Source organism: Lysobacter ciconiae, from assembly GCF_015209725.1.
Taxonomy (GTDB): Bacteria; Pseudomonadota; Gammaproteobacteria; order Xanthomonadales; family Xanthomonadaceae; genus Novilysobacter; species Novilysobacter ciconiae.
Genome location: NZ_CP063656.1, coordinates 2,157,183 through 2,178,883, shown reverse-complemented (window position 1 = coordinate 2,178,883; position 21,701 = coordinate 2,157,183). Strand labels below are relative to the sequence as shown.

Below are 21,701 nucleotides of genomic sequence, written 5' to 3'. Positions count from 1 at the left end.
GCGGCGGCGTTCCGGCACGCTGTTGCTGCACCTTGTGCTCTCTCTGCATGATTTGACACGCCCCGGCCCGATCCCTAACATCGTCCGGCTTATGTCCGCTGACTCAACCAAACCGTCTGTGCCCGAGTTGCTGGATGCGTGGCGCATGGTGTCAGCGCGGCGCGGGCTTGCGGGACGCGCGCCACTGGCGTCGCTGCCGCGGCTGGCAGGAAGTCTTGTCGATGCGGACGGCGAAGTCGCCTACACGCTGGATTTCGGCAGCGACGAGCTGCAGGTACCGTACGCGGAGCTGCATGCGAAAGCCGAGCTGCCCTTGTTGTGCCAGCGCACCTTGACCCGCTTCCTGTTTCCGGTCGACGTCGTGCAGCGACTCGGTCTGATCCGCCAGGAAGCCGATGAAGCGGCGCTGCCGGAAGGGTACGAGCCGTTGTTGATGCCAGCAGACGGCATGTTGTCTGCGCTGGATCTGGTGGAGGACGAACTGATCCTCGCGATCCCGGTGGTCCCGGTGAAACCCGGTACCGAGGCGATGGAGGCCGACTGGCCGATTCCCGAAGCCGACCTGGAGCGCGTCAATCCCTTCGCCGCGCTGTCGTCATTGAAGAAAAAACCGGACGACCCGAGTTAGAATTACGGGCTGTTCCTGCGATCCGGCCCGGTTTCCGGGCCATCAACCTGCATATTTTTGAGTTTTCCCTGGAGTTAAGACCATGGCTGTCCAGAAGTCCCGCGTTTCCCCCTCCAAGCGTGGCATGCGCCGCAGCCACGACTCGCTGGGCACCAAGCAGTTGTCCACCGACCCGACCACCGGCGAGATCCATATCCGCCACCACGTGACCGCTGACGGGTACTACCGCGGCAAGAAGGTCATGGACACCAAGACCAGCTTCGTCGACGAAGAATAACTCCTTCGTGACCGCGTGCCGGATCGCCGGCATGCCGATCGCCTCTGGCGCCACCCGGCGCCGGGGCGATTTTTTGTGTCTGTCCTACACGCAAGGCTGAAGGGCGTGATGCGGCCTCGCCGGCTGGCCCACGCTTGCGCCTGCGCCGTCAATCGGGTCTGCTAGCTGGGGGCGCGGTTCTCCGCGTGAAGGCTTCGACCGCGGAGTGGTGATGACTGAACGTATTTATTCCCGCATTGCGGGCACCGGCAGCTACCTGCCGGAAAGGGTGTTGACCAACGACGACCTGTCCAGGATCGTCGACACCAGCGATGAGTGGATCGCCTCGCGCACCGGTATCCGCCAGCGGCATATCGCCGCGGAAGGGGAAACCACCAGCGACCTGTCCTACCACGCCGCGATGCGCGCGATGGAAGCGGCCGGGGTGGAGGCGTCCGAGATCGACCTGATCGTGCTCGGCACGACCACGCCCGACATCATCTTTCCGTCCACCGCCTGCCTGGTCCAGCATCGCCTCGGCGCCAACGGCTGCCCGGCCTTCGACGTCAACGCGGCCTGCTCGGGCTTCGTCTACGCGCTCTCGATTGCCGACAACTTCATCCGTTCCGGCGCGGCCAAGACCGCCCTGGTGATTGGCGCGGAAACCCTGACGCGGATGCTCGACTGGACCGATCGCGGCACCTGCGTGCTGTTCGGCGATGGGGCCGGCGCGGTGGTGCTGAAAGCCGATTCGGAGGCGGGCATCCTCAGCACCCACCTGCACGCCGACGGCGGCAAGAAGGAGCTGCTGTACAACCCGGTGGGCGTCTCGGTGGGCTTCAAGCCCGAGGAGCACAATGCCGGCGTCAAGGTGATGATGACCGGCAATGACGTGTTCAAGCACGCGGTCAAGGCGCTGGACGCGGTGGTCGAGGAAACCCTGGAAGCCAACGGCATCGACCGCAGCGAGATCGACTGGCTGATCCCGCACCAGGCCAACCTGCGCATCATCGAGCTCACGGCGCGGCGGCTGGACATGCCGATGGAGCGCGTGATCGTCACCGTTGACAAGCACGGCAACACCTCGTCGGGCTCGGTGCCGCTCGCACTCGACGAGGCGGTTCGGTCCGGGCGGGTGAAGCGCGGCCAGTTGCTGTTGCTGGAGGCTTTCGGCGGCGGCTTTACCTGGGGCTCGGCGCTGCTGCGCTACTGAGGACCAGCGCTCGCACGGCGGCGTGCAGTGGCTCGACTGAACCCTACGCCGCAGTACAGACGCCTTGCCGGGATGCTCGCGTATCATGGCCGGCTTTGATTGGTCGGCCGCAGCACACACCATGTCCCCATCCATCGCCTTCGTCTTTCCCGGCCAGGGATCCCAGTCCGCCGGCATGCTCGCGGAGCTTGCCTCGCAGGAGCCGCTGGTCCGGCAGACCTTTGCCGAGGCCAGCCAGGGTGCTGGCGTCGATCTGTGGGAGATGAGCCGAGAGGGCGCGGGCGAGCAGCTCAACCAGACCGAATTCACCCAGCCGGCGCTGCTGGCTGCAAGCGTCGCGGTGTGGCGCGCGTGGCAGGCCCGCGGCGGTACCCGCCCGGTCGTCCTGTCCGGGCACAGCCTTGGCGAGTACAGCGCGCTGGTCGCCGCCGACGCGCTGCCGCTGGATCAGGCAGCCCGGCTGGTGCGCCTTCGTGGCCAGTTGATGCAGGCAGCCGCGCCTGCAGGTACCGGCGCAATGGCCGCCATCCTTGGCGCGGACGATGCGCTGGTGGAGGAGGTGTGCCGCAGCGTCTCCGGCCGCGAGGTCGTGGTGCCTGCCAACTACAACTCGCCGGGCCAGATCGTCATCGGCGGTCATGCTGCTGCGGTTGATGAAGCCCTGGGGCAACTCGCCGAGCGTGGCGTGCGCAAGGCGATCAAGCTGGCCGTCAGCGTGCCCTCGCACACGCCGCTGATGCGCGATGCCGCCGACCAGCTCGCTCAGGCGATGGAGGACCTTGATTGGGCGATGCCCACCTTGAGCGTGGTCCAGAACGTCGACGCGCGAACCAACGACTCTGTCGACGCGATCCGTGACGCGCTGGTCCGTCAGCTCTACCTGCCGGTGCAGTGGACGCGCTGCGTGCTGGCGCTGGCCGGGCACGGCGCCACGGCGGTCGCCGAGTGCGGTCCCGGGAAAGTGCTGACCGGACTGGTCAAGCGCATCGACAAGTCCCTTGATGCCCGCGCCCTTGGCGCGCCGGCCGACTTCGAAGCCGCCCTGGCGGACTGGAAATAACCCACCCTTCACCGGCACTGCGCCGGTGCGAGTACAGGATCCCTCTATGAGCCATCAGCCCCTCAACGGCGAAATTGCACTGGTCACCGGCGCCAGCCGCGGCATCGGTGCCGCCATTGCCGACGAGCTTGCCGCCCAGGGCGCGACCGTCATCGGCACCGCGACCTCCCAGTCCGGCGCCGATGCGATTGGCGAACGCCTCGCGGCGGCTGGCGGGCACGGCCGCGTGATCGATGTCGCCGACGGCGCCGCGACGCTCGCCCTGATCGATGCGATCGGCAAAGACATCGGCCCGATCTCGATCCTGGTCAACAACGCCGGCATCACCCGCGACAACCTGCTGCTGCGGATGAAGGACGAGGACTGGCAGGCGGTCATCGATACCAACCTGAGCAGCGTCTACCGCACCTCCAAGGCCGTGATGCGCTCGATGATGAAGGCCCGGCGCGGCCGCATCATCAACATCGCTTCGGTGATCGGCGTGACTGGCAATGCCGGCCAGGCCAATTACGCCGCCGCGAAGGCAGGCATCATCGCCTTCAGCAAGTCGCTGGCCAAGGAGATCGGCAGCCGCGGGGTGACCGTGAACGTGGTCGCGCCGGGCTTCATCGATACCGACATGACCCGCGGGCTGCCCGAGGACAGCCGCGAGGCGATGCTGGGCCAGATCGCGCTGGGGCGCTTCGGCGACCCGGCGGACATCGCCCGGGCGGTCGCGTTCCTGGCCGGACCGGCCGCGGCCTACATCACCGGGGAGACCCTGCACGTGAACGGCGGCATGTACATGCCTTGACAAGAGCATGCCTTGATAGCGCATGCCGCAAACCGCATCCCCTGATACCGCAATGCCACAGCGCAGGACGCGCGAACCGAAGTGAAAGGGTCTGCCGGATAGTCCGCTGGCCTTCGATTCCACTACACTATTCCATCGAATATCCCGTACGGGAGGAGTGAATACCAATGAGCAGCATCGAAGAGCGCGTCAAGAAGATCGTGGTCGAACAGCTTGGCGTCAAGGAAGAGGAAGTCACCAACAACGCTTCGTTCGTGGACGACCTGGGCGCTGACTCCCTCGATACCGTCGAGCTGGTGATGGCCCTCGAGGAAGAGTTCGAGTGCGAGATCCCGGACGAGGAAGCCGAGAAGATCACCTCGGTGCAGCAGGCCATCGATTACGTCACGACGCACGTCAAGGCGTAATCCGCCCACGCGTTGCGACCGGTCATGGATCGGCGCCTCGCGTCAGGCAATGCAGACCGGGGCCGCATCATGCGGCCTTGTGTCTTTAAACGACCCAGACTTTCCCGGCGCGCTTGCCGGCTCCGTGCCAGCGCGTCGACCAGCGGAGTTGCTCCATGTCCAATCGACCGGCCTCCAGCAGGCGCGTAGTTGTCACCGGCCTCGGCCTCGTCTCGCCCCTGGGCAACGACGTTGCCAGCAGCTGGGACGGCATCGTCAATGGCCGCTCGGGCATTGGCCCGATCACCCATTTCGACACCACCGGTTTCACCACCACCATCGCCGGCCAGATCCGCGACTTCGACGTCACCCGCTGGGTGCCGGCGAAGGATGCCAAGAAGATGGACAGCTTCATCCACTACGGGGTGGGCGCGGCGATGATGGCGTTGGAGGACTCCGGCCTGGAGGTCACCGAGGGCAATGCCGAGCGCATTGGTGCGCTGATCGGTTCGGGCATCGGCGGCATCCTCGGGATCGAGGAGCAGACCGCCAGGTTCCTCGCCGGCGGCGCCCGCAAGATCTCCCCGTTCTACGTGCCCAGCACGATCATCAACATGCTGCCGGGCCAGGTCTCGCTGCTGACCGGCATCAAGGGCCCGAACTTCTCGGCGGTATCGGCCTGCGCCACGTCCAACCATTCCATCGGCATGGCGATGCGCATGATCCAGTACGGCGATGCCGACGTCATGCTTGCCGGCGGCGGTGAGCGTGGCTCCTCGCCGACTTCAGTGGGCGGTTTCTGCTCAATGAAGGCGATGTCCACCCGCAACGACGACCCGACCTGCGCCTCGCGCCCCTGGGACAAGGACCGCGACGGCTTCGTGCTCGGTGACGGCGCCGGCATCCTGATGCTGGAGGAATACGAGCACGCCAGGGCGCGCGGCGCCCGCATCTATTGCGAGCTGGCGGGATTCGGCGCCACCTCCGATGCGTTCCACATGACCGCGCCCAGCGAGGACGGCGACGGTCCGGCCCGCTGCATGACCGCGGCGATGAGCGATGCCGGGGTCACGCCGGAGCAGGTGGGTTACCTCAACGCGCACGGCACCTCCACGCCGCTGGGTGACCTGGCCGAGACGCGGGCGGTCAAGCGTGCCTTCGGCGACCACGCCTACAAGACGATGGTCAGCTCGACCAAATCAATGACCGGACACTTGCTGGGCGCGGCGGGCGGCGCGGAAGCGATCTTCTCGGTGATGGCGCTGCAGACCGGCGTCATTCCGCCGACCATCAACCTGGATGAGCCCGGCGAGGGTTGCGACCTGGACTACGTGCCCAACGTGGCGCGTGAGGCGAAGATCGACGTCGCCATGTCCAACGGCTTCGGCTTTGGCGGGACCAACGGCACCCTGGTGTTCAAGCGGCTCTGAGCAGGTCCCGCGTCTTGGCGCTGCAACCGGCATGCGCGGGTGATGGCTTGGCCGATGCGCGGCTGACCCGCGCGCTGCCGCCCGATATCGACCTGCTTTCCCTGCACCGGCTCGACCCGGCGCGCTACCCGCTGCTGCTGGAATCCAGTGCCGCCGGCACCGCGCAGGGTCGCTGGGACATCCTGCTGATTTCCAGTGGCGAGGCCTTCCAGCTGGATCGCGACGGCGTCGTACGCGACCAGACCGGACAGGCGATCGGTTCCGACTTCCTCGACGTGCTGGATGCGGCGTGGCAGCAGGCACGCCTGGGACAAACCGAATACCCGTGGCCATTCCGCGGCGGCTGGGCGTTGCTGCTCGGCTACGAGCTCGCCGGCGAGATCGAGCCGGTGCTTGAGCTCCCGGTTGCTCCCGGGGCCGTCCCGGTCGCCCGGGCAGTGCGGTGCCCGGCGGCCGTACTGCGCGATCACGTGACGGGGGAATGCATCGCCATCGCTGAACCGGGCGCAGTGGAGCTTCTGGACGACCTTGCAGCGGACTTCGCCCGAGTGGCGCAACTGCCGCCGCTGCCGGACTGGGAGATGCCGGCGACGGTGCTTGAAGACGCTCCGTCCCGCTATCTGGATGCGACCGCGCGGGTGCTCGAATACCTCGCCGCCGGCGATGTCTTCCAAGCCAATATCTCGCGCCGCTGGACCGCGGGTTTCGCACGGCCGGTCGAGCCGTCCGCGCTGTTCCAGCGCTTGCGGCAGCACAACCCGGCCCCGTTCGCCGGCCTGTTTGCCGGGCCAGCCGATGTTGGGGCCGAGCCCGGAACGAACCGAGCGGCCTGGGCAGTGGTCAGCGCCTCGCCGGAGCGCTTGGTGTCCGTGCGTGGCGATGTGCTGCAAAGCCGGCCGATCGCTGGAACCCGGCCGCGCATCGCCGGGCAGGATGATGCCGTGCGCATCAGCGAGCTGGTCGGCAACCCCAAGGAGCGCGCCGAGCACATCATGCTGATCGACCTGGAGCGCAACGACCTGGGACGCGTGTGCGAGCCCGGCAGCGTCGAGGTCGATGAACTGATGACGGTGGAAAGCTACGCCCACGTGCATCACATCGTGAGCAACGTGCGCGGTCGGTTGCGTGCCGCCGTCACGCCGGGCGAGGTGATCCGCGCGACGTTTCCGGGCGGCACCATCACCGGCTGCCCGAAGGTACGCTGCATGCAGATCATCGCCGAGCTGGAAGGCGAGGGTCGCGGCAGCTATACCGGTGCGATGGGATGGCTCAACCGCGACGGCGACCTCGACCTGAACATCCTGATCCGCAGCGCGGAGGTGGAAGGCAGAGAGGTGCGCTTCCGCACCGGAGCGGGCATCGTCGCCGACTCCGACCCGGGGCTTGAGCTGGAAGAGACCCGGGCCAAAGCGCGCGGAATGCTGCGTGCGCTGGGTGTCGCCGACGGGCCGGTGACGGTGGGTCCGGCGAGCGGAGACTGAGCACATGGCCGCAACGGATGCCGTAATCGACGCAGAGACCGCCTCCGCCCGGATCTTTCGAGGTGCAACGCGTATCCATCACGTGCCCATCGACAACCGCGGGTTGGCCTACGGCGACGGCCTCTTCGAGACGGTGCGCGGCGCGGGCGGCGTGCTGCCTTGGTGGGAGCGGCACTGGCAACGGCTGCGAAATGGCTCCGAGCGCCTGCAGCTGTCGTTGCCGCCCGAAGCACTCGCGAGGGCTGAGGCCGAGCAGTTGCTGGCCGGCGGCGATGGGGTGGTGAAGCTGTTGCTGACACGTGGCAGTGGCGGGCGCGGATATATGCCTCCGCCGCATGCCGAGCCGGTCTGGATCCTGTCGCGACACCCCTTGGCCCCACCGGCGGCCGCGCCTGTAACGGTGAGGTGGTGCCGGACCCGTCTGTCGTTGCAGCCCGCGCTGGCCGGCATCAAGCACTGCAACCGGCTTGAGCAGATCCTGGCCCGCGCCGAAGTGGGGTCTGGCGAAGTCGACGGCGACAGTGACGGCGCGGCCAGCGAAGGCCTGATGCGCAGCACGGACGGTGATGTGGTCTGCGCCACCGCCGCCAACGTCTTCGTGCTGCACGGCGACCGGTGGAGCACGCCGCTGATCGATCGCTGCGGCGTGGAAGGCACCATGCGCGCGTGGCTGCTCGAACAGGTTGCGGTCGAGCAGCGACGGGTCTCGGTGGAGCAGGTTGAATCCGCCAACGCGGTGGTCCTTGTCAACGCGGTGCGCGGTATCCTTCAGGTCGGCCGGCTGGGCGATCGGTCCTGGGCGCCGCACCCGGCCCTGTCGGCCCTCCGCCGCGCGCTGGCCTCTGCCCACCCCGCGTTTTCCCTGCCGCCAAGCGGACCCGGTCCGATGGAGTTGTCGTGAGTCATCCCCGCAAGCGCCGCTCCGGCGTACTGGTGCTGTTCCTTCTGCTTGCGGCGCTGGTGGCCGCGCTCGCCGTGGGGGCGCTTGGCTGGCAACGCTACCAGGCCTTCGCTGACGGCCCGCTGGGAGGCTTGGAGGCGGGCGGCAGCATCACGGTGGAGCGCGGTGACTCGCTGCCGCGCGTGATCGACCGCCTGCGCGCAGCGGGCGTGACGGGTGGGGAGACCTACGAGTGGCAGTTGCTCGGCCGCCAGCTGGAGGCCGCGTCGCGCCTGCACGTGGGCGAGTACGCGCTGGAGCCGGGAACCACGCCGCGCCAGTTGCTGATGGCCATGCGCCAGGGCGACACCATCCGCTACCGCTTCACCCTGGTGGAAGGCTGGAACACCCGCGAGATGCGTGCGGCGCTGGCGCGTGCCAACCCGCTCGTGCAGAAGACGGCAGGCATGACCGCCGGGGAATTGATGGAAGCGCTCGGCCATCCCGACGAGCATCCGGAGGGACGCTTCCTGCCTGAGACCTACGTCTACGGCCGCGGCGACAGTGATCTGGACGTGCTGCGCCGCGCCTACGCCGACATGGAGCGCGCCCTGGCTGCGGCCTGGGAGGCGCGCGATCCCGACACGAAGCTCAAGACGCCCTACGAGATGCTGGTGATGGCGTCGATCGTGGAGAAAGAATCGGCGGTCGCCGAAGAGCGTCCGCAGATCGCCGGCCTGTTCGAGCGCCGCCTGAAAATCGGCATGCGGCTGCAGACCGACCCGACCGTTATCTACGGCATCGGCGAGGACTACGACGGCAACATCCGCCGCGTGCACCTGACCACCGATACGCCGTACAACACCTACACCCGCGACGGTCTGCCACCCACGCCGATCGCGATGCCGGGTGTCGGTGCCTTGCAGGCGGTCGCCAATCCGGCCCCGGGCGATTCGCTGTATTTCGTCGCCGTGGGCGATGGCAGCGGGCGCCACCTGTTCGCCCGCACGCTTGCCGAGCATCAGGCCAACGTGCGCAAGTACCTGCAGAACTACCGGCAGCGGGTAAGCGGGATGGATCGCGCCGGGGAGTCCAGGTGACTCTGCAGCTGCAGCCCCGCCTGATCACCCTGGAAGGCGGTGAAGGCGCGGGCAAATCGACCGTATTGGCGCAATTGCGCGAGACGCTGGAATCGGCCGGGGAGTCGGTCGTCTGTACCCGCGAGCCCGGCGGCACGCCGCTGGCCGAGCAGATTCGCGACCTGCTGCTGTCGCCCGGCCATGAGCCGCCCACGCCTGAAACCGAGCTGCTGCTGATGTTTGCCGGCAGGGCCCAGCACGTGCGCGGAACCATCCTGCCCGCGCTTGCGTCCGGTAGCTGGGTGATCAGCGATCGTTTCACCGATGCCAGCTACGCCTACCAGGGCGCGGCGCGCGGCGGTGACCGCGACTTCATCGCCGAACTGGAACGGCGCGTGGTCGGCATCGTGCCGGGCATGACCCTGCTGCTGGACGTGCCGGTCGAGACCGGCCTGCAGCGTGTGCGCGGGCGCGGTACGGCGGACCGGATCGAGTCCGAGGCCCATGGGTTCTTCGATACGGTGCGGCGTGCCTACCTGGCGCGCGCCGACGCGGAGCGCTCGCGGTTCCGGGTGATCGACGCCAGCCGGCCGGCAACGGTCGTGGCAGGCGAGGCCGTGGCCCATTTGCTGGCCTATCGGGAGACCCTGCTGTGACCGGTTTTTCGCCCTGGCAGCAGCGCGTGCATGACCGCACCGCGCTGGCGCTGGACAGCGGACGACTCGGGCACGCTCTGTTGTTCTGTGGTCCGGCGCGGCTGGGCAAGCTGGCCGTCGCCGAGCGCCTGGCCAACCGCCTCCTGTGCACCGAGCGGACGGCGGAAGGCGGGGCTTGCGGCGCGTGCCGCAGTTGCCGGATGTTCGCCTCGCGAAGCCAGGCCGATCCGGTCGAGACCCGCCCGGATGGATCGCTGGCGTTTCCGCAAGGTCGCAGTGGCCATCCGGACCTGCTGCAGGTCAGCTTCGCGATCAACGACAAGGCGCGCCCGCCCAAGCCGCGTACGGAGATCGTGATCGAGCAGATCCGCCGCCTGTCCGAACAGATGACGCTCAGCGCCCAGTACGGGCAGACCAAGATCGCCATCATCGATCCGGCCGATGCGATCAACCACGCCGGTGCCAACGCCCTGCTGAAAACGCTCGAGGAGCCGGTCGCGGGCCGCTATCTGTGGCTGGTCAGCGCGCATCCCTCGCGCCTGTCGGCGACCATCCGCAGCCGCTGCCAGCGCATCGAATTCCGCATGCCGCCGCGCGCCGAGGCGTTGGCCTGGCTGCAGGATTCGGGGCGCCCGGCCGCGCTGGCCGAGGAAGCCTTGGATGCCGCACGCGGGCATCCCGGACTGGCCACCGAATGGTTGCAGAGCGATGCGTTGGCACTGCGCCGGCAGGTGGCGACGGACCTGGAGCGCGTGGCCACCGGCGAGGCCGGCGTGGTGGAAACCGCGCAGCGCTGGGCCGCGGACGCCAACGCGGACCTGCGCCTGCAGTTCGCCGCGGATCTGGCGGTGGCGCGTACCGCCAGCGACTTGACCGATCCGGCCCGTACCCGCAGTCTCACCGAGTGGTTCGAGCGGGCCAACCGGGCGCGCGAACTGATGCGTACCACGGTCCGCTCGGACCTGGTGCTGGTGGAGCTGTTGCGGGCATGGCGCGCCGGCGAATCACGCCGAACCGCTGGACAATCAAGGGGTTAGCAGCATGAGTGCATCGGGAGCCCGTCAGGGCATTGTGTCATTGGCCCTGAAGGACAAGGCGGGGCTCTACAACGCCTACATGCCCTACATCCGACACGGCGGCATATTCGTGGCCACGCCCAACCGCTACTTCCTCGGCGACGAGGTGTTCCTGCTGCTGACGCTGCCCGAGTCGGGCGAGCGCATGCCGGTCGCGGGCAAGGTCATCTGGGTGACGCCGGCCGGTGCGCAGGGCAGCCGCCCGGCCGGCATCGGCATCCAGTTCAGCGAAGGCGCCGAGGGCGAGACGGTCAAGGGCAAGATCGAGGCGCTGCTTGCCGGCACGCTTGACGCCGAGCGCGCCACCCACACGATGTAGGTTTTGCCGGCGGAGGTTGCGCGCCGCCCGCGAATCCGGTGCGCGCTGCGACCGGCCCCGCGGCCCGACGTTCCGTCAGCCCTGGCGAAGCGCCGCGGCGTCCCAGCCCGGCCGTGGCGCGAAGCGGTCGCCGTGTCGGGACTGGAGTTGGCGCAGCCGCTCCAGCACCGACTCCACCCCGGTCTCGCGGATGTACTGGATCGGGCCACCACGGAACGGGGCGAAGCCCGTGCCGAAGATCACCCCCGCATCCAGCAGGTCGGCATCGGCCACCACGCCATCGTGCAGACAGGCGACCGCCTCGTTGAGCATCGGCAGGATCAGGCGGTCGGCAAGATCCTCAGGCGCCTTGTAGTTCTCCGGCGCGTCGGGTTTGACCGGCTTGCCTTCCTCCCACTTGTACAGGCCCTGGCCGTCCTTCTTGCCGCGCTTGCCCGGCTCGGCCTGTTCCGCCAGCGCTGCCGGCACGGTGAGGCCGAGGAAGGGTGACAACTCCGCGCCCACACCGGCCGCAACATCCAGGCCGACGGTATCGACCAGTTCGATCGGGCCCATCGGCATGCCGAAGCGCACCGCCGCCTTGTCGATGGCCACGCCGGGAATGCCTTCCGAGAACGCCGTCACCGCTTCGAGCATGTAGGGGAACAGGACCCGGTTGACCAGGAACCCCGGGGTACCGGCGACGGGCACCGGCAGTTTGCCGATCGCCTTGCAGAACGCGGCCAGGCGCTGGCGGGTCGCCTCGTCGATACCGGCGTGCTGGACGATCTCCACCAGCGGCATCGCGGCGACCGGATTGAAATAATGCAGGCCGGCAAAACGCGACTGGTGCGCCAGTCCGTCGCGCAGTTCGTCCAGCGGGATGGAGGACGTGTTGCTGGTCAGCAGCGCGTCGGCCTTCATCCGTGGCTCGATGTCCGCATACAAGGCGCGTTTTGCGTCGGCGTCCTCGATGATCGCCTCGATCACCAGGTCGGCCTTGGCGGCGCCGTCACCGGCGAGATCGCCCTTCAAGCGCGCGGCGACTTCCGGTCGTTTGGCATCGTCGCGAACACGCTTGGCGAACAGCGTGCCGGCGCGGGTCATCGCCGCGTCGATGTAACGCTGCTCGCGGTCGTTCAAGGTGACCTGGAAGCCCTTGTAGGCCGACCAGGCGGCGATGTCGCCGCCCATGACGCCGGCGCCGATCACGTGCACGTGGCTGATGCCGTGCTGCTTGCCGCCGGTGTTCTTCAGGCGTTCCTGCAGGAAGAACACCCGGATCAGGTTGCGCGCGGTCGGGGTTGAGGCAAGCTTCGACACCGATCTGCGCTCGGCGGCCAGTTGCTTGTCCAGGCTGCCGCCGGTGCCCTTCCACGTCGCCACCAGCGAGTAGGGCGCGGGGTAGTGGTCCTTGGGCGCCTTGCGCGCGACCTGCTTCAGCGTCATCGGCGCGATCACCTGGCGCGCCGGCCAGGTGTTGGTCGCCCAGCCGAGAAAACGCTGGCGCAGTGGGCGCTGGTGGCCCTTCAGCGCCATCGACGCCGCGGCGTCCACCAGCATGGCCTTGTCCACGGTCCTGTCGACCAGGCCGCTGGCGCGCGCCGCCGAGGCCCGCACCGCGCGGCCGGTCAGCATCATGTCCATCGCCGCCGGTGCTCCGATCAGGCGTGGCAGGCGCACGCTGCCACCCCAGCCCGGATAGATGCCCAGTTGCACCTCGGGCAGACCGATCCGGGTCGAGGGATCGTTGCTGGCGACGCGGTAGTCGCAGGCCAGCGCGAGCTCCGTGCCACCGCCCATGCAGAAGCCGTGGATGGCCGCAACGGTCGGGCAGGGCAACGCGGCGACCCGCTGGAACACCTGCTGTCCGCGCTTCAGGGCGCCGGCGACCGTTCCCTTCTGGTCGAATCCCTGGAACTCCTTGATGTCGGCGCCGGCGATGAATCCGGTCTCCTTGGCCGAGCGGAACACCACCCCCCTGGGCGGGTCGATCTGGATGCGTTCCACCAGGGCGTCGAGTTCGATCAGGACATCCTGGGACAGGGCGTTGACGCTCTCCCCGGCACGATCCAGGGACAGGACGAGGACGCCGTCATCGCGCATCTGCGCAAGCCAGTGCTGGCTGCGCAACCCGTCAAAGCCGGGCAGGGGAGTGGTCGGGGGAGCCATCAGGCACCATCCATTGAAGTATGGAACAGGCAGCTATCATCCCGAGGTTGTTTCACCGGCGTCAAATGGGCGTGCGGTGGCGCCGCCCCGACACACGGGCAACCGATGGCGACGGGGCGCGCTTGCAGGTGGGCCGCGGCGCCCCAACGGTAGACAAAGGAACTTTCTCCCCGAAAGGGTTGTCCCATTGTTCGGCCAAGGCCGAGCTGACCAGGAGTGCCGGCGCGCGGTATGGCCGAGAATGATTTGGACCAGGAACTGGTCAGGCGTGTGCAGCAGGGCGACAGCACCGCATTCGATGCCCTGGTACGCAAGTACCAGCACCGCATCGTTGCGCTGATCGGTCGCTACATCGCCGACTGGAGCGAATGCCAGGACCTGGCGCAGGACGCGTTCATGCGCGCCTACCGGGCGTTGCCCAACTTTCGCGGAGACGCGCAGTTCTATACATGGTTGCACCGGATTGCAGTGAACACCGCCAAGAACCACTTGGTCGCGCAGAAGCGCCGCCCACCGAGTGCAGACATCGATGTCGACGACGCCGAGCAGTTCGATTCCGCGATCCGCCTGCGCGACAACGACACCCCGGAACGTGAACTGATGCGCCAGCAGGTGGAACAACTGGTGCTTCGCGTGGTCGAAGGGTTGCCGACGGAGTTGCGGGAAGCCATTTCCCTGCGCGAGGTCGACGGGCTGAGCTACGAAGAGATCGCCGAAAAAATGGGGTGCCCGATCGGCACCGTGCGCTCGCGGATTTTCCGCGCACGCGAGGCAATTGATCAGGAGCTGCGCCCCTTGCTTGACGCCGTACCCGATTCCCAGGAGCGGAAACACTGATGTCGAACACGCTGATATCGAACACGCTGATGTCCAACAACCACAGGGATGCCAGGGCCGGGGAGCTGAGCGCTCTGTTCGATGGCCAGCTCGGACCCGACGAGACACGATTTGCGTTGAAGCGGCTCGGTCAGGACGCTGCCTGGCGCGAGGCGTGCGGTCGCTGGCAGTTGGCCGGCGATGTGCTGCGCGGTGACGGCGTCGCCCCGGCGCCGACCGGGTTTGCCGATCGCGTCATGGCGGCCGTCGCGCAGGAGCAGCAGCACGCTCCGTTGTCGCCGTTCCCGCCGCGGCGCGTCGCTGTCCGCCACAAGCCGCGCTGGGTCGGCGGCGCACTGGCGGCCTCCGTCGCCATCGCGGCCCTGTTCGTTGCCCGACCGATGCTGGACGGTGAGGACCCGTCGGCAGGAGCGCCGTCCGGGCGGGAAATCGTCTCCACCACGTCAGGTGCGCCATCGGATGGTCCTGCCGCTGCGTTGACCGCCGGGACCGGCATCGCGTCTCAGGACGCAGCGCCGGACGACGGCAGCGCGATCCGGAACGGCGCCGCGGCGGCGACACTGGCCGCTGCGGCGGTCGCCTCGAGCACGCGTGATACGCCACGCCGCGGCGAGCGACGCCAGCGCCTGGCCGCGCGCCCCGTGGCCGGCTCGCGTACCGAGCCAGTGCTGGACAATCCCACGACCGCGCTGGCCAACGCGGATGCGACGACATCCGGCCCGGCGGCAGCGACCGGCGACGCCCGCGCGCGTCCGTTCATGGCCGACGCCATTGCAACCAAACCATGGCCGCGCGCTGCGGTTGCCGGCTATCCGGCCAGCGCCGGGATGACGGTCGGCTTCCACCCCGGCGACGCCGGCGTCGCGCCGATTTCCTTCTATCCCTTCGAGCCGTCCACCTTGCGTCATGAACCCTTGCGCGGCGAGCGCGAGCTGGCGCCGCCGGGTACGCATGCGCTGCCCGAACCTGCCGGCACCGTCATCCGTCACTGATCCCCGTTCCGTACCACGAGGCCGAACCCATGCCCCATCCGCTTCGCTCGATCGTCCTGCTTGGCGCGCTTGCCGCCACCCTGCCGCTCGCGTGCACCGCGCAACAGAGCCCGGTTCCGGCCCCTGCCGCGGTGCCGGTGGCTGCCCAGGCGGTGACCCCTCCGGCGGCGACGCCGATCGTCACCGGTCTGCCGGACTTCAGCCAGCTGGTGAAGCAGGTCGGGCCGGCGGTGGTGAACATCAGTGCGGAGACCACTCCGCGCAGGACCCGCGGCGGCGGCCCACAGTTGCCTGACGGCTTTGAGGAACTGTTCCGCCACTTCGGCATGCCGATGCCCGGTGCGCCCGGCGGTGCCGGCCCGCAGCGGGGCGGCACCTCGCTGGGCAGTGGCTTTGTCATCTCCGATGACGGCTATGTGCTGACCAACTTCCACGTCATCGACGGCGCCGACAAGGTCACCGTCACGTTGTCGGACCGGCGCGAATTCGAGGCCGAAGTCGTCGGCAGCGATGAGCAGTACGACGTGGCCGTGCTCAAGATCAAGGCCGACGGCCTGCGCTGGTTGCGCGCTGGCAGATCCACCTCGGTGGAGCCGGGGCAGTGGGTGGTGGCGATCGGCTCGCCGTTCGGCCTGGATCATTCGGTCACTGCCGGCATCGTCAGCGCGGTTGGCCGCTCCAACCCCTATTCGGGCCAGCAGTACGTTCCGTTCATCCAGACCGACGTGGCGATCAACCGCGGCAACTCCGGCGGCCCGCTGCTCAACACCTCCGGCGAGGTGGTCGGCATCAACTCGCAGATCTTCTCCAACTCCGGCGGTTTCATGGGCGTCAGCTTCGCCATTCCGATCGATCTGGCGATGAGCGCGGTCGAGCAGATCAAGACCACCGGCAAGGTCAGCCGCGGCATGCTGGGCGTCAACCTGCAGCCGATGACCAGCGAGACCGCCAGGGCGATCGGCCTGCCCGACAACCAGGGCGCGATGGTGGCCAGTGTCCAGCCCGGCAGCGCGGCCGAAAAAGCCGGGATCGAGCGCATGGACGTGATCCGCTCATTCAACGGCATCGCCATCAAAGACGTCAGCGATCTGCCGCCGATCGTCGGCGCGCTGGCGCCGGGCAGCAAGGCGCAACTGGAGGTCTTCCGCAACGGCAAGCTGCGCTCGATCAACGTGGTGATCGGCGGCGACGAGTCGGCGGCTGCGGCCACGCCGCGCAACAGCAGTCCGGGCGCGCCTGCCAAGCAGGTGCCGGGTTCGAACGCGCTGGGCCTGACCGGCCGCGACCTGGCCCCGGCACAGCGCCGCCAGATGGACCTGGGCGATGATGAAGGCGTCCTGCTGGCGCAGGTGGAGTCCGATGCCGCACGCGAGGCCGGCCTGCGCCCGGGCGACGTCGTGGTGGCCGTCGGGCGTGACAGCGTCGGCAGCCCGGCGGAACTGGACCGCAGGCTGTCGACAGCCAAGCCCGGCGACACCGTGATGCTGCTCGTGCAGCGTGGTGGCAGCTCGCAGTTCATCGCGGTCACCGTGCCCAAGCGCTGAGTCCGCATTGCTGCCCCGCGTGCCCCGCCCCTCCGGCCTCATAGCCGGGGAGGGCGGTAGCGCTTATGCGATAATCGCGTGTTGACCCAACTGGCCCCGGGCCCATCGCCGACCGCATGCACCTGATTCGCAACTTCTCCATCATTGCCCACGTCGATCACGGCAAGTCGACCCTGGCCGACCGGCTCATCCAGATGTGCGGTGGCCTGACGGCGCGCGAGATGGAGGCGCAGGTCTTGGACAACAATCCGATCGAGCGCGAGCGCGGCATCACCATCAAGTCGCAGTCGGTATCGGTGCCCTACACCGCGCGCGACGGCAAGACCTACCACCTCAATTTCATCGACACGCCCGGCCACGTCGACTTCAGCTACGAGGTCAGCCGCTCGCTGGCCGCCTGCGAAGGCGCTTTGCTGGTGGTGGATGCCGCCCAGGGCGTGGAGGCGCAGTCCGTGGCCAACTGCTACACCGCGGTCGAGCAGGGCCTGGAAGTGATTCCGGTGATCAACAAGATCGACCTGCCGACGGCCGATGTGGAGCGCGCCAAGGAAGAGATCGAGGCGGTCATCGGCATCGACGCCAGCGACGCGGTGGCGATCAGCGCCAAGACCGGCCTCAACGTGGAGGAAGTGCTGGAGGCGATCGTCACCCGCATCCCGCCGCCCAAACCGCGCGATACCGACAAGCTGCAGGCGCTGATCATCGATTCGTGGTTCGACAATTACCTGGGCGTCGTCTCCCTGGTGCGGGTGATGCAGGGCGAGATCAAGCCGGGCGACAAGATCCTGGTGATGTCGACCGGCCGCTGGCACCTGGTCGACAAGGTCGGCGTGTTCACTCCCAAGCGCAAGGACATGCCGATCCTGCGCGCGGGCGAGGTGGGCTGGATCAACGCCAGCATCAAGGACGTCCATGGCGCGCCGGTCGGCGACACGCTGACCCTGCTGGCCGATCCTGCGCCGTCGCCGCTCCCGGGCTTCCAGGAAATGCAACCGCGCGTGTTCGCCGGACTGTTCCCGGTCGACGCCGACGACTACCCGGACCTTCGCGAGGCGCTCGACAAGCTGCGCCTGAACGACGCCGCGCTGCGCTTCGAGCCCGAATCCTCCGAGGCGATGGGCTTTGGTTTCCGTTGCGGCTTCCTGGGCATGCTGCACATGGAAATCGTGCAGGAGCGGCTGGAGCGCGAGTACAACCTCAACCTGATCAGCACCGCGCCCACGGTGGTCTACGAGGTACTGCGCACCGACGGCGAAGTGCTCTCCCTGGACAACCCGGCCAAGCTGCCGCCGGCCAACCTGACCGAGGAGATTCGCGAGCCGGTCATCCGCGCCAACATCCTCACGCCGCCCGATTACGTAGGCAACGTGATCACCCTGTGCGAGGAAAAACGCGGCAACCAGATCGGGATCACCTACATGGGCAGTCAAGTCCAGGTCAGCTATGAGCTGCCGATGAGCGAGGTGGTGCTCGATTTCTTCGACCGCCTCAAGTCGGTCTCGCGCGGTTATGCCTCGCTCGATTACCACTTCGTGCGCTTCCAGGCCGGCCCCTTCGTTCGCGTCGACACCCTGATCAACGGCGACAAGGTGGACGCGCTGAGCATCATCACCCACCGCGCGCATGCCGATCGCCGGGGCCGGGAGATCTGCGAGAAGATGCGCGAGCTCATTCCGCGGCAGATGTTCGATGTGGCCATCCAGGCCGCGGTGGGCTCGCAGATCATCTCGCGCAGCACGGTCAAGGCGATGCGCAAGAACGTGCTGGCCAAGTGCTACGGTGGCGACATTTCGCGCAAGAAAAAGCTGCTCGAGAAACAGAAGGCCGGCAAGAAACGCATGAAGCAGGTCGGCAACGTGGAAATCCCGCAGGAAGCGTTCCTGGCGGTCCTGCAGCAGGACCACAAGTAGCAGCCGTCAGCGGTCGTCAACGACACACAAGAAGGAAAGACCATGCGTTGGTTCGAAATTGCCCTGGTGGCGCTTACCCTCGCCTCCGGGCTGATCTGGCTGCTCGACAAGCTGGTCCTGGCACGGCGCCGCGCCGACTATCGCGGCCTGCTCGATGACGGCAGCGAGCCGTGGTACGTGGACTACGCCAAAGCGTTTTTCCCGGTGCTGCTGGCGGTGCTGGTGCTGCGCAGCTTCATCGCCGAGCCGTTCCGGATTCCGTCCAATTCGATGATGCCGACCCTGCTGACCGGCGACTTCATCCTGGTCAACAAGTTCTCCTACGGCCTGCGCCTGCCGATCAGCAACAAGAAGGTGGTTGGCATCGGCGAGCCGCAGCGTGGTGACGTGGTCGTGTTCCGCCCGCCGCACCATCCCGACCAGGACTGGATCAAGCGCGTGATGGGCCTGCCAGGCGACCGCATCGGCTATCGCGACAACCAGGTCTTCGTCAACGGCACGCCGATGGTGTATGAAGAGATCGGGCAGTACGAGGGACGCCGGAATGGTTCGGAGATGACCGGCGCGACGGAGTTGCGCGAGCAGATAGGGGATCGCACGCACCTGGTGCTGGAGCGTACGGGTCTGCCGTTCCGCGATCCGGCCGAGGGCGAGTGGACGGTGCCGGAAGGGCAGTATTTCGTGATGGGGGACAATCGCGACAACAGCGAGGACAGCCGCTACTGGGGCACCCTGCCGGAGGAGAACCTGCGCGGCAAGGCGTTCCTGATCTGGATGAATTTCGACGGCGGGGTGGACTTCTCCCGGGTCGGCGAGCGGATTCGCTAGCAAGGGGACGTACGGCTGATGCGCGCGGCTGCGGGGCAGCGGCTGGGCAGTAGCCGAGGGGCGGGCGGCTGCATCAAGCGGGTTTGCGCGTGCCATAGATGGTGCGCGCTGGACAAATCACTGGGGAGCAATTCGACATGAAACGTACGCAAAGCGGCATCACCTTGGTCGGTTTCATCATCGTGCTCGGCGTGGCCGGGGTGTTCATCTACATGGGCATGAAGGTCATCCCGATGTACACCGAGTACTACGCGGTCAAGCAGTCGCTGGAAGGCATCGCCAAGGAGCCGGGCGTGGTCGATGAGACGCCCGCGCGGATCAAGGACATGTTCTTCCGCCGCATGAACATCAACTACTCCGAGAACGTCAAGCCGTCCGACATCAAGGTCGTGCGCAAGGATGCGGGCTACCTGGTCACGGTCGATTACGAGGTGCGCAAGCCGCTGATCGCCAATCTCGATGTGGTCGGCAATTTCAGCACCGAGAAGGAACTGCGTCGCGGTGGTGCCGGGTATTGAGCGTCGCGCGCCGGTGAAGGACCTCATCGGCCACACGTTTGCCGAGCCTGCGCTGCTGGCCCGGGCGCTGACCCATCGCAGTGCGGGATCGCCGCACAACGAGCGCCTGGAGTTCCTCGGCGACGGACTGGTCAACCTGTTCATCGCCGAGGCGCTCTACCGGCACTGGCCGGGCGCTGACGAAGGTGCGTTGACCCGCGGCCGCGCCGAGCTGGTGAGGGAATCCTCGCTGGCGAGCGTTGCCCGCGCCCTGGCACTGGGCGAGCGCCTGACGATGGGGCCGGGCGAGATGAAGACCGGCGGCCATCGTCGCGACTCGATCCTTGCCGATGCGCTGGAGGCGGTGATCGCGGCGATCTACCTGGACGCCGGCTTCGAAGCCTGCCGCGCGGTGGTGGTGCCGTGGTTTGCCGAGCCCATGGCCGCGCTGCCGCCGCCGCACAAGGTCGGCAAGGACGCCAAGACCCGCCTGCAGGAGTGGCTGCAGGGCCGCCAGAAGCCCTTGCCGGTGTACGAGCTGGTCGCCGAGACAGGCGAGGAGCACGCCAAGGTGTTCCGGGTGATCTGCACACTGGGCAGCCCGGCGCTGGTGACCGAAGGCGAGGGCCATTCGCGCCGTGCGGCCGAGCAGGTCGCGGCGGAGTCGGCGCTCGCTGCAATCGGCGTCCAATAGGCGCGGTCAGACGATCACGGTTCAAAGCATCGCCGTTGCCCGCGGTTCCGCCGCCAGCCACTACAATCACCCGATGAACCCTACGCACCGCAGCGGCCACGTCGCCGTCATCGGCCGGCCCAACGTCGGCAAGTCCACCCTGACCAACGCGCTGGTCGGCGCCAAGGTGAGCATCGTCTCCTCGCGGCCGCAGACCACCCGCCACCGCCTGCTCGGCATCGCGTCATTCCCCGACGGGCAGCTGTTGCTGGTCGATACCCCGGGACTGCACCAGGACCAGGGCAAGTCGACCGCGACCGCCATGCACCGCTGGATGAACCGGGCCGCGCGCGGGGCGCTGGAAGGCGTGGACGCGGCGATGCTGGTCGTCCGTGCCGGCAAGTGGGAGGACGCGGACACGTTCGCCTATCAGGCGCTGCACCACGCCGGCGTGCCGGTGGTCCTGGTGGTCAACCAGGTCGATCGCCTGAAGGACAAGACCGAGCTGCTGCCGTATCTGGCGAAGGTGTCCGAGGGGCGCGATTTCGCCGGCGTGCACCCGGTCTCCGCGCTCAAGCGCAAGGGGCTGGAGGCGCTGGTCAAGCAGCTGCTCGGCCTCATGCCCGAGCAGGCCGCGATCTACGAAGAAGACGAGATCACCGACAAGAGCCAGCGCTTCCTCGCCGGCGAGATGGTCCGTGAACAGCTGATGCGGCAACTGGGCGACGAGCTCCCGTACGCGACCACGGTCGAGATCGAGCGCTTCATCGTGGACGGCAAGCTGCTGCGGATCGGCGCGGTGATCTGGGTCGAGCGCGAAGGCCAGAAGGCGATCGTGATCGGCAAGGGCGGCGAGCGCCTGCGCGAAATCGGCGCGCGCGCACGGGTCCAGATGGAGCAGCTGTTCGGGTCCAAGGTGTTCCTGGAAACCTGGGTCAAGGTCCGCGAGGGTTGGTCGGACGATGAAGCTGCGCTGCGCGCCTTCGGGTACCACGAATAGCCCGCTGCGCCG

General features: G+C 67.7%; 22 protein-coding genes. 21 read left to right on the top strand and 1 reads right to left on the bottom strand.

Annotated features, from left to right (window positions below; translation table 11 throughout):
- The first annotated feature begins 91 nt into the window (after window positions 1–91).
- The 13 genes from INQ41_RS09745 to INQ41_RS09685 all read left to right on the top strand — a co-directional run bounded on the left by INQ41_RS09745 (window position 92) and on the right by INQ41_RS09685 (window position 11,257).
- Window positions 92–628: a YceD family protein gene (locus INQ41_RS09745; protein ID WP_193984025.1), complete on the top strand. Its 537-nt coding sequence runs from the start codon at window positions 92–94 to the stop codon at window positions 626–628.
- 82 nt (window positions 629–710) lie between these two features.
- Window positions 711–905: a 50S ribosomal protein L32 gene (rpmF, locus tag INQ41_RS09740; RefSeq protein WP_043957651.1), complete on the top strand. Its 195-nt coding sequence runs from the start codon at window positions 711–713 to the stop codon at window positions 903–905.
- 211 nt (window positions 906–1,116) lie between these two features.
- Window positions 1,117–2,097: a beta-ketoacyl-ACP synthase III gene (locus INQ41_RS09735; protein WP_193984023.1), complete on the top strand. Its 981-nt coding sequence runs from the start codon at window positions 1,117–1,119 to the stop codon at window positions 2,095–2,097.
- A 121-nt stretch (window positions 2,098–2,218) separates the two neighbouring features.
- Window positions 2,219–3,157 (top strand): ACP S-malonyltransferase, encoded by a 939-nt coding sequence (fabD, locus tag INQ41_RS09730; protein ID WP_193984021.1) that lies wholly within the window; start codon window positions 2,219–2,221, stop codon window positions 3,155–3,157.
- Window positions 3,158–3,203: 46 nt separating this feature from the next.
- Complete coding sequence (gene fabG, locus INQ41_RS09725) at window positions 3,204–3,950, top strand: 3-oxoacyl-ACP reductase FabG (protein WP_193984020.1); 747 nt, start codon at window positions 3,204–3,206, stop codon at window positions 3,948–3,950.
- Between the two features lie 167 nt (window positions 3,951–4,117).
- Entirely contained in the window at window positions 4,118–4,357 is a 240-nt protein-coding gene (acpP, locus tag INQ41_RS09720) for an acyl carrier protein (RefSeq protein ID WP_036192674.1), read from the top strand.
- A gap of 155 nt (window positions 4,358–4,512) precedes the next feature.
- Window positions 4,513–5,766: a beta-ketoacyl-ACP synthase II gene (gene fabF / locus INQ41_RS09715; RefSeq protein WP_193984019.1), complete on the top strand. Its 1,254-nt coding sequence runs from the start codon at window positions 4,513–4,515 to the stop codon at window positions 5,764–5,766.
- 62 nt (window positions 5,767–5,828) lie between these two features.
- Window positions 5,829–7,247, top strand: coding sequence for an aminodeoxychorismate synthase component I (locus INQ41_RS09710; RefSeq protein WP_193987319.1), 1,419 nt, complete (start codon window positions 5,829–5,831; stop codon window positions 7,245–7,247).
- 4 nt (window positions 7,248–7,251) lie between these two features.
- Entirely contained in the window at window positions 7,252–8,148 is an 897-nt protein-coding gene (pabC, locus tag INQ41_RS09705) for an aminodeoxychorismate lyase (RefSeq protein ID WP_193984018.1), read from the top strand.
- Window positions 8,145–9,227 carry an endolytic transglycosylase MltG gene (gene mltG / locus INQ41_RS09700; RefSeq protein ID WP_193984017.1) on the top strand — a complete coding sequence of 361 codons (1,083 nt, stop codon included), beginning with the start codon at window positions 8,145–8,147 and terminating at the stop codon, window positions 9,225–9,227. The genes pabC and mltG overlap by 4 nt, the downstream gene beginning before the upstream one ends.
- Window positions 9,224–9,862 carry a dTMP kinase gene (gene tmk / locus INQ41_RS09695; RefSeq protein ID WP_228076567.1) on the top strand — a complete coding sequence of 213 codons (639 nt, stop codon included), beginning with the start codon at window positions 9,224–9,226 and terminating at the stop codon, window positions 9,860–9,862. The genes mltG and tmk overlap by 4 nt, the downstream gene beginning before the upstream one ends.
- Window positions 9,859–10,899, top strand: coding sequence for a DNA polymerase III subunit delta' (locus INQ41_RS09690; protein ID WP_193984016.1), 1,041 nt, complete (start codon window positions 9,859–9,861; stop codon window positions 10,897–10,899). The genes tmk and INQ41_RS09690 overlap by 4 nt, the downstream gene beginning before the upstream one ends.
- A 4-nt stretch (window positions 10,900–10,903) precedes the next feature.
- Complete coding sequence (locus tag INQ41_RS09685) at window positions 10,904–11,257, top strand: PilZ domain-containing protein (protein WP_193984015.1); 354 nt, start codon at window positions 10,904–10,906, stop codon at window positions 11,255–11,257.
- A gap of 75 nt (window positions 11,258–11,332) precedes the next feature.
- On the opposite strand, the gene INQ41_RS09680 is transcribed toward INQ41_RS09685, so the two are convergent.
- On the bottom strand, window positions 11,333–13,408 hold the full coding sequence (locus tag INQ41_RS09680) for a 3-hydroxyacyl-CoA dehydrogenase NAD-binding domain-containing protein (RefSeq protein ID WP_193984014.1): 2,076 nt from the start codon (window positions 13,406–13,408) through the stop codon (window positions 11,333–11,335).
- Window positions 13,409–13,639: 231 nt separating this feature from the next.
- Here INQ41_RS09680 and rpoE point away from each other — a divergent pair, with 231 nt between their 5' ends.
- The 8 genes from rpoE (at window position 13,640) to era (ending at window position 21,689) form a co-directional block, all read left to right on the top strand.
- On the top strand, window positions 13,640–14,245 hold the full coding sequence (gene rpoE, locus INQ41_RS09675) for an RNA polymerase sigma factor RpoE (RefSeq protein WP_193984013.1): 606 nt from the start codon (window positions 13,640–13,642) through the stop codon (window positions 14,243–14,245).
- Entirely contained in the window at window positions 14,245–15,237 is a 993-nt protein-coding gene (locus tag INQ41_RS09670) for a sigma-E factor negative regulatory protein (RefSeq protein ID WP_193984012.1), read from the top strand. The genes rpoE and INQ41_RS09670 overlap by 1 nt, the downstream gene beginning before the upstream one ends.
- Before the next feature lie 29 nt (window positions 15,238–15,266).
- Window positions 15,267–16,781 (top strand): DegQ family serine endoprotease, encoded by a 1,515-nt coding sequence (locus INQ41_RS09665; RefSeq protein ID WP_193984011.1) that lies wholly within the window; start codon window positions 15,267–15,269, stop codon window positions 16,779–16,781.
- 116 nt (window positions 16,782–16,897) lie between these two features.
- The gene (gene lepA, locus INQ41_RS09660; protein ID WP_193984010.1) at window positions 16,898–18,691 is read left to right on the top strand and encodes a translation elongation factor 4; all 1,794 of its coding nucleotides are present in this window, start codon (window positions 16,898–16,900) and stop codon (window positions 18,689–18,691) included.
- A 42-nt stretch (window positions 18,692–18,733) separates the two neighbouring features.
- Window positions 18,734–19,519 (top strand): signal peptidase I, encoded by a 786-nt coding sequence (lepB, locus tag INQ41_RS09655; RefSeq protein ID WP_193984009.1) that lies wholly within the window; start codon window positions 18,734–18,736, stop codon window positions 19,517–19,519.
- A 137-nt stretch (window positions 19,520–19,656) separates the two neighbouring features.
- A complete protein-coding gene (locus INQ41_RS09650; RefSeq protein WP_193984008.1) occupies window positions 19,657–20,037 on the top strand; it encodes a DUF4845 domain-containing protein in 381 nt (126 codons plus the stop codon).
- Window positions 20,033–20,710: a ribonuclease III gene (rnc, locus tag INQ41_RS09645; protein WP_228076802.1), complete on the top strand. Its 678-nt coding sequence runs from the start codon at window positions 20,033–20,035 to the stop codon at window positions 20,708–20,710. The genes INQ41_RS09650 and rnc overlap by 5 nt, the downstream gene beginning before the upstream one ends.
- A 73-nt stretch (window positions 20,711–20,783) precedes the next feature.
- Window positions 20,784–21,689: a GTPase Era gene (gene era / locus INQ41_RS09640; RefSeq protein WP_193984006.1), complete on the top strand. Its 906-nt coding sequence runs from the start codon at window positions 20,784–20,786 to the stop codon at window positions 21,687–21,689.
- Window positions 21,690–21,701: the final 12 nt, after the last annotated feature.